Annotated in this window: 7 protein-coding genes and 1 tRNA gene; 6 read left to right on the top strand and 2 right to left on the bottom strand. The window is 61.4% G+C overall.

The window, feature by feature from the left end; translation table 11 throughout:
• Positions 1-153 precede the first annotated feature (153 nt).
• Both BFP99_RS04330 and BFP99_RS04325 read right to left on the bottom strand, forming a co-directional pair.
• Positions 154-1,476 (bottom strand): tyrosine-type recombinase/integrase, encoded by a 1,323-nt coding sequence (locus BFP99_RS04330; protein WP_065946690.1) that lies wholly within the window; start codon positions 1,474-1,476, stop codon positions 154-156.
• 172 nt (positions 1,477-1,648) lie between these two features.
• Positions 1,649-1,724, bottom strand: a tRNA-Thr gene (locus tag BFP99_RS04325).
• 188 nt (positions 1,725-1,912) lie between these two features.
• On the opposite strand from BFP99_RS04325, the gene BFP99_RS04320 reads away from it, so the two are divergent.
• From BFP99_RS04320 to BFP99_RS04295, 6 genes are all read left to right on the top strand, one after another.
• Positions 1,913-2,323, top strand: a complete 411-nt coding sequence (locus BFP99_RS04320) for a hypothetical protein (RefSeq protein WP_065946689.1) — start codon at positions 1,913-1,915, stop codon at positions 2,321-2,323.
• Between the two features lie 573 nt (positions 2,324-2,896).
• Positions 2,897-3,946 (top strand): cellulose biosynthesis protein BcsQ, encoded by a 1,050-nt coding sequence (gene bcsQ, locus BFP99_RS04315; RefSeq protein ID WP_083221132.1) that lies wholly within the window; start codon positions 2,897-2,899, stop codon positions 3,944-3,946.
• The gene (gene bcsA / locus BFP99_RS04310; RefSeq protein WP_065925774.1) at positions 3,943-6,162 is read left to right on the top strand and encodes a UDP-forming cellulose synthase catalytic subunit; all 2,220 of its coding nucleotides are present in this window, start codon (positions 3,943-3,945) and stop codon (positions 6,160-6,162) included. Before bcsQ ends, bcsA begins: the two co-directional genes overlap by 4 nt.
• Entirely contained in the window at positions 6,159-8,426 is a 2,268-nt protein-coding gene (gene bcsB / locus BFP99_RS04305) for a cellulose biosynthesis cyclic di-GMP-binding regulatory protein BcsB (protein ID WP_027605102.1), read from the top strand. Before bcsA ends, bcsB begins: the two co-directional genes overlap by 4 nt.
• The gene (gene bcsZ, locus BFP99_RS04300) at positions 8,423-9,619 is read left to right on the top strand and encodes a cellulose synthase complex periplasmic endoglucanase BcsZ (protein ID WP_027605101.1); all 1,197 of its coding nucleotides are present in this window, start codon (positions 8,423-8,425) and stop codon (positions 9,617-9,619) included. Before bcsB ends, bcsZ begins: the two co-directional genes overlap by 4 nt.
• Complete coding sequence (locus BFP99_RS04295) at positions 9,601-13,440, top strand: cellulose biosynthesis protein BcsC (protein WP_065946688.1); 3,840 nt, start codon at positions 9,601-9,603, stop codon at positions 13,438-13,440. Before bcsZ ends, BFP99_RS04295 begins: the two co-directional genes overlap by 19 nt.

Below are 13,440 nucleotides of genomic sequence, written 5' to 3'. Positions count from 1 at the left end.
TATGTTGTGGGAATGCGTACGTCGGCTTCACTTCGACCGGTTAAGGGCGAATGCAGCCAGTCGTCAAAGGCCTTGCTATTCGACGTGCATTCAAGCCGTAATCAATAAAAAACCATATTCCTTTTGCGGAGCTGTGGCCTGTAGGTCGAGCGCTTACTCGGTTGCGCCACGTTTTGCTTTTAAGCGAGTGACGTTCGGTCCGGTCTGGTTCGCGAATTCGTGTGGAGTGACATGCTCCTGCCGGTTGGCCTCCAGGTACCGGCTCCACCAGTTCATGATCAGCCTGCGCTCCTCAATGAACTCGGCCTTGTGGATGTAAGCGGCACGGACGTTGTTGCGCTCCTTGTGGCTCATCTGCCGTTCAATGGCTGTCTCCGACCACAATCCTGACTCGATCAGTGCGCTGCAGGCCATCGAACGAAACCCATGTCCGCAGATATCAGTTTTGGTGTCGTATCCCATCGTCCGTAGCGCGTTGTTCACTGTATTTTCGGACATGGGCTTCCAGGGTTTGGCATCACCTGCGAAGACCAATGCGAATTTACCTGTGAGCGTATGGATTTGTTCGAGTAGCGTCACCGCTTGCGGCGATAAGGGTACAAGATGGATATCCCCTGCCATCTTCGTACCCCTTGTGGAAAAGGGTACTCCCTCCAACGCGGGTCGAGTGTCCGGTATCTCCCAGGTGCCGCGCTTGAGGTCGAACTCGCTCCAGCGTGCGAAACGCAACTCGCTGGATCGTACAAACACATGCAGCGACAGCATCACCGTCAGACGGGTAAGTACCCGGCCTTTATAGGTGTCGATCCGCTCCTGCAGTTCCGGCAGCCGCGATAAGGGTAGAGCGGGGCGATGTACCACCCGCGGGGCTTTGATCAAGCCTTCGAGGTCGTAAGCAGGATTTGCGGTGATAAGCCGGAGGCGCTTTGCCTCGCGCATGATGCTCTGCAGGTAGTTTTGTACCCTTAAAGCAACGTCGATCGTTCCGCGCTTCTTGATCGCTTCCAAGGGCTGCATAAGGTCATGGGTGTCGAGATCAACAATGGCGCTTGCGCCGATCAGCGGGAACACGTGGGTTTTGAGGCGACTCATCACAGTCTTGGAATGGCCTGGTGCCCACTTGGCCGACATTTCCGTGTGCCAGTCCAGCGCAACGCTTTCAAAGGTTCTGCCTTTGATCACAGCTTCCGCCTTGGCTTGGTGCTTGGTCTCTATAGGATCAACGCCATCCGCCAGCATTCGCTTAACTTCCAAGCGCTTGCGGCGCGCATCAGCGAGGCCAATGACGGGGTAGTTGCCGAACGAGGTCAGTCCTTCGCGTCCGTCAGGTTTGACGTAACGGAGCCGCCAGCCTTTGCGGCCATTGGGCTGGACTAGGAGATAGAGGCCATCGCCGTCGAAAAGCTTGTAGGCGCGGTCTGTAGGTTTTGCCAAGCGGCAAGCTGCGTCGGAGAGCGGAGCTGTGGTGCGCGACATAAGGGTACTCCCTTTTATCGAAGTGACCTGTATCCCAAACTCTACCCTTAAAACGGTTGGAATCTACCAGTTTCTGACGGAAACCGACGGAACGCCAAAACGAAAAAACCCGCCAGAAGGCGGGTTTTTCGGGGGTTCCAGAGATTTTGAAAGCTTTCTCTGGAACCTTGTATGGTGCCGGCACCAGGAGTCGAACCCGGGACCTACTGATTACAAGTCAGTTGCTCTACCAACTGAGCTATACCGGCGTGTTAGGGCGACGATTATAGCGATTGGCAACGTTCTGTAAACCCCTGAATTCTGACTATTTTTGCAGAACCTGAGCTTTTTTCACGAACGCCCCTTTTTCCGGCAAGCGCGGGTAGGATTCTTCCCTCGTCGCCGGGCGGTCTGGCCGGTGCGATGTTGAGTTCATCCCTGCCTAAGGAAGCCCCACGTGAAACGGATTCTCTCCCTGTGCCTCATCCTCCTCGCCGCCGCTCTCAGCGCATGCTCCACTACCAAGCCCGGCAACGACCCCGCGTTGGTCGGTACCTGGAAAGGCCTGCGTTCGGAAACCGGCAACTGTCAGTTCCTGTCTTGGACCAACCACCTCAAGGCCGATGGCCGTTTCACCATTACCTTCTTTCGCGATGCGCAGCAGACGCAGGTGATTCGGACCGAGCAGGGGTCGTGGTCGGCGGCCGACGGTAAGAACGAGTTGCGCACCGATGGGGTGCGTTCGCCGGATGTGTACACCTATAAGCTGGTGGACCCGGACACCGTGCATTACGTGAGTGTGGCAGCGGACCCCACCAGCGATTGCCAGGGTGATTATGAATTCACCGAGCGGCGGGTTCATCAATAAGCCTGAGCAGTTGTCCGCTGGCTGACGATGGTCAACGCGTTCGCGCTCGTGCTGGGTATCCTCTTGGTTCAATGGGTGGGTTCATTGAAGGTCGAGGAAGTGTCCAGCGGCGTGGGTTTTGCTTAGTTGTGCACAGACGTCGCGGGCGACCGCCGGGTGGGTTTTGCCTTGAATCCAGGCGCGGTTTGCGTATTCTGTCGCGCGATATGAATAGTAGGTTTAATCGCAAAATCGTGTAGGCAAATTTTCGAGACAGATTTGAGGCAACGGATTATTTGTTTATGGGTATGTCAGATTTGTGCCGTTTTTGACCATCAGGCCAACAAAAATCACGATAAATCGGTGCAAGTTCATGTTCTTACAACGAATGCATTTTTATCGCTGGATTCGTCATAAAAATGGCGCCACGCCGTTCGTCGGATAATATCGAGCTAAAAGCATCAAAATACTGACACCATCAATGTGATATCACAGAATGCCTCGGCCAACACATAACTATAAAAATACAAGGTCAGCTCTTCGCTGACCTTTTTATCGCCTTTAAAGCGCAAACCAGGTGGGGAGGGGCAGTGAGTGAGTCGAGCAGATGACATTTCAAAACTATTCAACAAGCTGGGTGCCAACCCGAATGGCTACCGCGAAATCGACTTTATCCATGAGTTTATCGAGGACGAAGTAGAGGTCCTGGAAAGCCCGGAGGTTGTTGCTCCCCCGCCTGCATTGGCAGCTCTCTTGGATGAAGCCCCATCGGCCCCGTTGTTGCGTTTGCTCGAAGAGCTGAACCATGGCGCCGCCGACCACCTGCCACGGTCCGAAGTGGTACCGGGCCCGCAAGGCGAGGTGTATTCGGAGCAGTCCACGCCGAAAGTGGTGGTGGTGGTTTCGGTTAAAGGGGGTGTCGGCCGTAGCACCTTGTCTGCTGCGATTGCCAGTGGCTTGCAGCGCCAGGGGCACCCGGCGCTTGCCCTCGACCTGGACCCGCAAAACGCCCTGCGTCACCACCTGTGCCTGGGCCTCGACTTCCCTGGCATCGGCGCTACCAGCTTGCTTAACGAAAGCTGGGAAGCCCTGCCTGAACGCGGCTTTGGCGGTTGCCGGCTGGTGGCGTTCGGTGGCACTGACCACGAGCAGCAGCAGAGCTTGAATCGCTGGTTGGGTCAGGATCCCGAGTGGCTTGGCAAGCGTTTGGCCAGCCTTAAGCTGAACGGCCAGGACACGGTCATCATCGACGTACCGGCGGGCAACACCGTGTACCTCCGCCAAGCCATGTCGGTTGCCGACGCGGTGCTGGTGGTGGTGCAGTCGGATGTGGCGTCGTTCAGCACCCTGGAGCAGATGGACAGCGTGCTGGCGCCATACCTGCAACGCGCAAAACCGCCACAACGCTTTTATGTGATCAACCAGTTGGACGCCGCCCACCGCTTCAGCCTGGACATGGCCGAGGTGTTCAAGACGCGCCTCGGCAGTGCCCTGCTGGGCACGGTACACCGCGACCTGGCGTTCAGCGAAGCCCAGGCCTACGGGCGTGATCCCCTCGACCCTACCGTCAACAGTATCGGCTGCCAGGACGTCCACGCCCTGTGCCGCGCCTTGCTCGAACGCATCGACTCGGACCTTCCATGACCGACAATACGTCCTCCACGCCCTTCGTCGAAGGGCGCGCTGAACAGCGCCTGAATGGCGCCATCGCGCGCTTCAATCGCTGGCCTGCAGCGCTACGTACGGTGCTGGTATTTGCCAGTTGCGTGCTCGGTGCCCTGCTGTTTTTTGGCGTTATCAGTGCGCCGCTGGACCTCTACAGCCAATGCCTGTTTGCCGTTGTGTGCTTCATGGCGGTGCTGGTGCTGCGCAAGATCCCGGGGCGCCTGGCAATCCTCGCGCTGGTGGTATTGTCGCTGGTGGCCTCGCTGCGCTACATGTTCTGGCGACTCACCTCCACCCTGGGCTTTGAAACCTGGCTCGACATGTTCTTCGGCTACGGCCTGGTCGCCGCCGAGTTCTACGCCCTGATCGTGCTGATCTTCGGCTACGTACAAACCGCCTGGCCGCTGCGTCGCACCCCGGTGTGGCTCAAGACCGAGCCGGAAGAATGGCCGACGGTGGATGTGTTCATCCCCACCTATAACGAAGCGCTGAGCATCGTAAAACTGACCATCTTCGCCGCCCAGGCGATGGACTGGCCCAAGGACAAGCTGCGTGTGCACGTGCTCGATGACGGCCGCCGTGATGACTTTCGCGAGTTCTGCCGCAAGGTCGGGGTCAACTACATCCGTCGCGACAACAACTTCCACGCCAAGGCCGGTAATCTCAACGAAGCGTTGAAGGTCACCGACGGCGAATACGTCGCGCTGTTCGACGCCGACCACGTGCCGACGCGCTCCTTCCTGCAAGTCAGCCTGGGCTGGTTCCTCAAGGATCCGAAGCTGGCGATGTTGCAAACGCCGCACTTCTTCTTCTCGCCGGACCCGTTCGAAAAGAACCTCGACACTTTCCGCGCCGTGCCCAACGAGGGCGAGTTGTTCTACGGCCTGGTGCAGGACGGCAACGACCTGTGGAACGCCACCTTCTTCTGCGGCTCGTGTGCGGTGATTCGCCGTGAGCCGCTGCTGGCAATCGGCGGGGTAGCCGTCGAGACCGTGACCGAAGACGCCCACACCGCGCTCAAGCTCAACCGCCTGGGCTACAACACGGCGTACCTGGCGATCCCGCAAGCCGCGGGCCTGGCCACGGAAAGCCTGTCGCGCCACATCAACCAGCGGATTCGCTGGGCGCGGGGCATGGCGCAGATCTTCCGCACCGACAACCCGTTGCTGGGCAAGGGCCTCAAGTGGGGCCAGCGCATCTGCTACGCCAACGCTATGTTGCACTTCTTTTATGGTTTGCCGCGTTTGGTATTCCTCACCGCACCGCTGGCCTATTTGGTCTTTGGCGCGGAGATTTTCCATGCCTCGGCGCTGATGATCGTCGCTTATGTACTGCCGCACCTGGTGCATTCAAGCCTGACCAACTCACGCATCCAGGGCCGCTTCCGGCACTCGTTCTGGAACGAGGTATACGAGACCGTACTGGCCTGGTACATCCTGCCGCCGGTGCTGGTGGCGCTGGTCAACCCCAAGGCCGGCGGCTTCAACGTCACCGACAAGGGCGGCATCATCGACAAGCAGTTCTTCGACTGGAAGCTGGCGCGCCCTTACCTGGTGCTGTTGGCCGTGAACCTGGTCGGCCTGGGCTTTGGTATCCATCAGTTGATCTGGGGCGATGCGTCCACGGCCGTGACGGTGGCGATCAACCTGACCTGGACCCTCTACAACCTGATCATCACCAGCGCCGCCGTCGCCGTGGCCTCGGAGGCGCGCCAGGTGCGTTCCGAGCCGCGCGTCAGCGCCAAGCTACCGGTGAGCATTATCTGTGCCGACGGGCGAGTGCTGGATGGCACTACCCAGGATTTCTCGCAGAACGGCTTCGGCCTGATGCTCACCGATGGTCACTCGATCACCCAGGGCGAGCGCGTGCAACTGGTGCTCTCGCGCAACGGCCAGGACAGCCTGTTCGATGCACGCGTGGTGTTCAGCAAAGGGGCGCAGATCGGCGCTCAGTTCGAACCCCTCAGCCTGCGCCAGCAAAGCGAATTGGTACGCCTGACCTTCTCCCGTGCCGACACCTGGGCCGCGAGCTGGGGCGCCGGCCAACCGGATACGCCGCTGGCGGCCCTGCGCGAAGTCAGCTCCATCGGCATCGGCGGCCTGTTCACCCTCGGCCGCGCCACCCTACACGAACTGCGTCTGGCCTTGAGCCGCACCCCCAAAAAACCGCTTGATACGCTGATGGACAAGCCATGACCTCGAAGATTTTCGCTCGCCCTCATCCGCGCCGTGCACTCGCGCTGATGATCGCCTCGCTGATGGGTTTCAATACCCTGGCGCAAGCTGCCGAGCAAGCGGTGACCACCGTGCCCGTGCAAAGCACCGACAACGGCTACAGCCTGACCCTCAAGCAATTGGGGCGTCGCGACACCATGAACCTGCAAGGGGTGGAGTCTTCCGACAGCGTCAACTTCGACATTCGTGCCGACGAAGTGGTCAAGGGCGCGCAACTGTTGCTCAAGTACAGCTACTCGCCGGCGTTGCTGGCGGACCTGTCGCAGATCAACGTGCTGGTCAACGGCGAAGTAGCCGCCAGCCTGGCGTTGCCCAAAGAGGGGGCCGGCACTCAGCAGGAACAACTGGTGCAGATCCCGCCGAAGTTGATCACCGAATTCAACCGCTTGAGTCTGCAGTTCATCGGTCACTACACCATGTCCTGCGAAGACCCGTTGCACAGCAGCCTGTGGGCCAAGATCAGCAACAGCAGTGAGCTGAAAGTGCAGGTCGAGCCGATCGTCCTCAAGGACGACCTGGCCGTGCTGCCGCTGCCATTCTTCGATAAGCGTGACGCGCGCCGGGTGAGCCTGCCGTTCGTGTTCGCCACCGCACCGGACAGTGCCGCCCTGGAAGCGGCCGGTGCGTTGTCGTCTTGGATCGGCGGCCTCGCCAGCTACCGTGGCGCGACCTTCCCGACCACCCTCGGCGAGCTGCCGGCCAAGGGCAATGCCATCGTGCTGGTGCAAACCGCCGAAGCCATGGATGTGCACGGTGTCGCCATCGCCAAGCCGACCGGCCCGACGTTGACCCTGATCGCCAACCCCACCGACGCCAATGGCAAGCTGCTGATCGTCACCGGCCGTGACGCGCAAGAGCTCAAGCGCGCCGCCACCGCCGTGGTGCTGGGTAGCCCGGTATTGGCCGGCAACAGCGTGGTCATCACCAAGCTCGAAGCCCTCGCGCCGCGCCGTCCCTATGACGCCCCGAACTGGCTGCCGAGCAACCGCCCGGTGCGCCTCGGTGAGTTGGTCGAGCAGCAGAAACTCAGTGTGTCGGGCTACAATCCCGGCGCCATCAGCGTCGACATGCGCCTGCCGCCTGACCTGTTCAACTGGCGTGAAGAAGGCGTGCCGCTGCACCTCAAATACCGTTACACCCCACAGCAGGTGTCGACCAATTCCGCGCTGCTGATCGGTCTGAATGACCAGTTCATGAAGTCCGTGGCGCTGCCGTCGGTGACCAACCTGGGCGGCGGTCAAACCCTGCTCGACCAGTTGAAGAAAGACGAAAGCCTGCCCCGTGAAGTGACGACCCTGTTGCCGATCAGCTCGGCATCGCCCAAGTCCAAGCTGCAGTTGCGCTTTATGTACGACTACATCAAGGAAGGCGAATGCCGCGACATTATCGTCGACAACATGCGCGGTTCCGTCGACCCGGACTCGACCCTCGATGTCACCGGTTACCAGCACTACATCGCCATGCCTAACCTGGGTGTGTTCAACGACTCCGGTTTCCCGTTCACGCGCCTGGCCGACCTGTCGGAATCCGCCGTGGTCATGCCGGACAACTTCGGCACCGATGAAATCACCGCTTACCTGACCGTGCTCGGCCGCTTCGGCGAAGCCACCGGTTACCCGGCGACTGCCGTGAAAGTGGTACAGGCCAAAGATGTGCAAAGCGTCGCCGACAAGGACCTGCTGGTGCTCGCCACCGCCGCCAACCAACCGCTGCTCAAGCAGTGGCAGCAGTACCTGCCGGCGACCAGCGATGGCGCGCAGCATCAGTTCCTGTTGTCGGACCTGCCGCGTTATGTGCGCAGCTGGGTCAGCCCCGATCCGGCGGCCAATATCCACAAGGCCAATACCGGGATCACCTTCAACAGCTTGAGCAGCAGCACCTGGCTGGCCGGTTTCCAATCGCCGCTCAAGTCCGGGCGCAGCGTGGTCCTGATCGCCAGCAACCAGCCGCAAGGCCTGCTGGAAGCTACCTCCGCCCTGATCGGCGGCGACGACTACAAAGATTCGATCCAGGGCAGCCTGGCGGTGGTGCAAGGCACGCAGATCAGCTCGCTGGTGGCGGACGAGCAGTACTACGTCGGCAAGCTCAACTACTTCAAGTTCATGCAGTGGCAACTGTCCCAGCACCTGGGGTGGATGCTGTTGATCACCTTCCTCAGTCTGGCGGTGGTCACGTCGCTGATCTACCTGTCGCTGCGTGCCCGTGCAAAACGGCGGTTGGCATGAGCCCGCTGCGTAGCATGGCCCTGATAGCGCTGGGCTCGCTGATGTGTGCTGGTGTGGCGCAGGCGCAGAGCTGCGACTGGCCGTTGTGGCAGAACTATGCCAAGCGCTTCGTGCAGGACGACGGCCGCGTGCTCAACTCCTCCATGAAACCTACCGAGAGCAGCTCCGAAGGGCAGTCCTACGCGATGTTCTTCGCCCTGGTCGGCAACGACCGTGGCAGCTTCGACAAGCTGTGGACCTGGACCAAGGCCAACATGTCGGGGGCCGATATCGGCCAGAACCTGCCAGGTTGGTTGTGGGGCAAAAAGCCTGACAACACCTGGGGCGTGATCGACCCCAATTCTGCCAGCGACGCGGATTTGTGGATGGCCTACGCCCTGCTTGAAGCGGCCCGCGTGTGGAATGCACCGCAATACCGCGCCGATGCGCAATTGGTGCTGGCCAATGTGGAACGCAACCTGATCGTGCGTGTGCCGGGCCTGGGCAAGATGCTGTTGCCGGGGCCGGTGGGTTACGCCCATGCCGGTGGTCTGTGGCGGTTCAACCCGAGCTACCAGGTGCTGGCGCAGCTACGTCGCTTCCATAAAGAGCGGCCGAATGCCGGCTGGAACGAAGTGGCCGAAAGCAACGCGCGGATGCTCGCCGACACCGCCAGCAACCCCCATGGCCTGGCGGCCAACTGGGTCGGTTACCGCGCGACCAGTGCCAACACCGGGCTGTTTGTGGTCGACCCGTTCTCCGATGACCTGGGCAGCTACGACGCGATCCGCACCTACATGTGGGCCGGCATGACCGCCAAGGCCGATCCACTCGCGGCGGGCATGCTCAAGTCCCTGGGGGGCATGTCCCGGGCGACGGCTGCGGCGGCCACCGGCTTCCCGCCGGAGAAAATCCACGTCACCACCGGCGAAGTCGAGAAGAACAACGGCTATTCGCCGATCGGCTTCTCGGCGTCGACCATTGCCTTCTTCCAGGCCCGTGGCGAAACCGCCCTGGCACAACTGCAAAAGGCCAAGGTCGACGACGCGCTCAACAAAGCCCTGGCTCCCTCGGCGCCGGACAGCGCGCAGCCGATCTACTACGACTACATGCTCAGCCTGTTCAGCCAAGGCTTTTCCGATCAGAAGTACCGTTTTGAACAAGACGGTACGGTCAAACTTTCCTGGGAGGCAGCATGCGCCGTCACACGCTAGCCATTGCGATTCTCGCCGCCCTGGCCTCGACCGCCAGCTTCGCTGAAACCAGCGACCCGCAGTCCCTGCTGATCGAGCAGGGCTACTACTGGCAGGCGAAGAAAAACCCCGAGCGGGCCCTGGAGACCTGGCAGAAACTGCTTAACCTGAGCCCCGAGCAGCCGGACGCGCTTTATGGCATCGGCCTGATCCAGATGCAGCAGAACCACCCGGCCGAGGCGCAAAAGTACCTGGCCCGACTGCAAGCGCTGAGCCCGGTGCCGCGCCAGGCGTTGCAGCTGGAGCAGGACATCACCGTCAACATGCCGGAAAATGCCAAGCTGCTGGAGCAGGCGCGTGAATTGGGTGAGCCCGAAGACGAGCGCGAAAAGGCTGTGGCCTTGTACCGTCAGATTTTCCAGGGCCGCCAGCCCCAGGGCCTGATTGCCCGTGAGTACTACAACACCCTGGGTTTTACCGCCAAGGGCACCAATGAGGCCATTGCCGGCCTGCAGCGCCTGACCCGTGAGCGGCCCAACGATCCGATCGTTGCGCTGTTCCTGGCCAAGCACCTGGCACGCAACCCGGCAACCCGGCCGGACGGTATCCGTGCGTTGGCCAAGCTGGCCTCGAACAACGACGTGGGCGGCAACGCCGATGAAACCTGGCGCTTTGCGCTGGTCTGGCTCGGCCCACCGAAGCCGGACCAGGTGTCGCTGTTCCAGCAATTTCTCACCGTGCACCCGGATGACACCGAGATCCGCGCGCTCATGGACAAGGGCATCGCCCAAGGCAAGGGCGGCGGTGCCTGGCAGCGTGATCCGCAGATGACCAAGGCATTCAAGGCCCTGGACGACGGCGACTTGAAAACCGCCGAGCCACTGCTCACGGCGCGCCTTGCGCAAAAATCCAATGACGTCGATGCCCTTGGTGGCATGGGCGTGTTGCGTCAACAGCAAGAGCGTTTCAGCGATGCGGAAAACTACCTGGTGCAGGCCACGCGCTTGCCCGGTGGCGCCGCATGGCAGTCGGCCCTGAACGACGTGCGTTACTGGAACCTGATCAGCCAGAGCCGTGATGCCCAGCGCGCCGGCCGCGGTGCCCAGGCCCGTGACCTGGTGGCCCAGGCCGAGGGCCTGAACCCGGGCCAACCGGGGGCGGCAATCGCCTTGGCCGGTTTCCAGGCCCAGGACAACCAGTTCGACGTTGCCGAAGCCGGCTACCGCAAGGTGTTGGCCCGTCACCCTGGCGACCCGGATGCGCTCAGCGGTTTGATCAACGTATTGTCCCAATCCGGCCAGCCGGATGAAGCCCTGAAGCTGATCGACTCGGTGTCGCCGGCCCAGCGCGCCAAGTTTGCGCCGAGCGTGAAAATCAACGCACTGCGCGCTACCCAGGTCGGCAAACTGGCCGAGCAGCGCGGTGACCTGAAGGCCGCGCAAGCCGCCTACCGCCAGGCCCTCGACGCCGACCCGGAAAACCCCTGGACCCGCTTTGCCCTGGCGCGCATGTACCTGCGCGACGGTCAGATCCGCAATGCGCGTGCCCTGATCGACGGCCTGCTCAAGACCCAGCCCAACCAACCGGATGCGCTGTACACCAGTACCCTGTTGTCGGCTGAACTGAGCGAGTGGAAACAAGCCGAGGCCACCCTCGGGCGCATCCCCACCGCCCAGCGCACGGCGGACATGAACGAGCTGGCGATCGATATCGCCCTGCATCAGCAAACGGACATCGCCATCGAAACGGCGCGCCGTGGCCAGCGTCCGGAAGCCCTGGCGCTGCTTGGTCGTTCCGAGTCGCTGACCCGGCAAAAACCTGAGCGCGTGGCGGTGCTGGCTGCTGCTTATGTTGAAGTGGGCGCCCCGCAGTTCGGCCTGGACATGATGCAGAAGGTGGTGGAGAACAACCCCAACCCGACCGTCGACCAGAAACTGCTGTACGCCAACGTACTGCTCAAGGCCAACAAGTACAGCGAGGCGGGCGAGATCCTGCGCGAAGTGCAAGGCCAGCCGTTGACCGAGATCGGTCGCCAGCGCTATGACGATTTGATCTACCTGTACCGGGTCAAGCAGGCCGACGCCCTGCGCGAGAAGAATGACCTGGTGGCGGCCTACGACATGCTTTCCCCGGCCCTGGCCCAGCGCCCGAACGACGCATTGGGTGTCGGTGCCCTGGCGCGCATGTACGCGGCCAGCGGCAATGGCAAGAAGGCCATGGAGCTGTACACGCCGTTGATCCAGCAGAACCCGAACAATGCGCGCCTGCAATTGGGTCTGGCGGACATCGCCCTGAAAGGCAACGACCGCAGCCTGGCGCAATCGGCCAGCGACAAGGCCCTGGCGCTCGAACCGGGCAACCCGGAGATCCTCACTTCGGCGGCACGCATCTATCAGGGCCTGGGCAAGAACAGCGAAGCCGCTGAACTGCTGCGCAAGGCCCTGGCGATTGAAACCGCGATGAAGGCCAGGACCCAGGTGGCCCAGGCCGAACCTCAGGGCAAATCGTATAACCCCTTCGTGGGCTTGCCGGGCCAGCGCCGCCAGGTCACCGACCTGACTGTCGCCGGCGCCGTGCCGCCGCCGATCGATGCACCGACCAAGACCGTCACGTCCAGCGCGTTTGCCAGCGCGACGTCCAACGACCTGAGCGACCCGTTTGTGCCGCCGTCGACCCTCGCCTCCATCGACAGCCCCGAGCTGAGCCCGGCACGGCGTGCGCTGGATACCATCCTGCGTGACCGTACCGGGTATGTGGTGCAGGGCTTGAGCGTGCGCAGCAATAACGGCGAGAAAGGCTTGAGCAAGATCACCGATGTGGAAGCGCCGTTCGAAGCGCGTATGCCGGTGGGCGATAACACCATAGCTTTGCGCGTCACGCCGGTGCACTTGAGTGCGGGCAGCGTGGGCAGCGATGCGTTGTCGCGTTTCGGCAAAGGCACCACCACCCCGGCGGGCTCCCAGAGCGACACCGGTGTTGGCTTGGCCGTCGCGTTCGAGAATCCGGATGAAGGCCTCAAGGCCGACGTCGGGGTCAGCCCGTTGGGCTTCCTCTACAACACCCTGGTGGGTGGCGTGAGTGTCTCGCGTCCGTTCGAGGCCAATTCGAACTTCCGCTATGGCGCCAATATTTCCCGGCGTCCGGTCACCGACAGTGTCACTTCCTTCGCGGGTTCCGAAGACGGCGATGGCAACAAATGGGGCGGCGTCACCGCCAACGGCGGCCGTGGTGAGTTGAGCTATGACAACCAGAAGCTGGGCGTCTACGGCTACGCGTCGCTGCATGAATTGCTGGGCAATAACGTCGAAGACAACACCCGCCTGGAACTGGGCAGCGGCATCTACTGGTATCTGCGCAACAACCAGCGGGACACGTTGACCCTGGGTATCAGCGGCTCGGCGATGACCTTCAAGGAAAACCAGGACTTCTACACCTACGGCAACGGTGGTTACTTCAGTCCGCAGCGCTTCTTCTCCCTGGGCGTGCCGATTCGTTGGGCACAAAGCTTTGATCGCTTCAGTTACCAGGTAAAAAGTTCGGTAGGCCTGCAGCATATCGCGCAAGATGGGGCGGATTTCTTCCCGGGCGAAAGCACGCTGCAAGCGTCCAGGGGTAATCCCAAGTACGAGAGCACCAGCAAAACCGGCGTCGGCTACAGCTTCAACGCGGCTGCCGAATACCGTCTCAGCTCGCGGTTCTACCTGGGAGGTGAAATCGGACTCGATAACGCCCAGGATTACCGCCAGTACGCGGGTAATGCCTATCTGCGCTACTTGTTCGAAGACCTGAGCGGACCTATGCCTTTGCCGGTCAGCCCGTACCGTTCCCCTTATTCCAACTGA

The organism is Pseudomonas sp. 1 R 17 (assembly GCF_900067035.1).
GTDB classification, from domain to species: Bacteria; Pseudomonadota; Gammaproteobacteria; order Pseudomonadales; family Pseudomonadaceae; genus Aquipseudomonas; species Aquipseudomonas marginalis.
The sequence above is the reverse complement of the archived record's forward strand: the minus strand, read 5'-3'. Positions and strand labels throughout refer to the sequence as shown.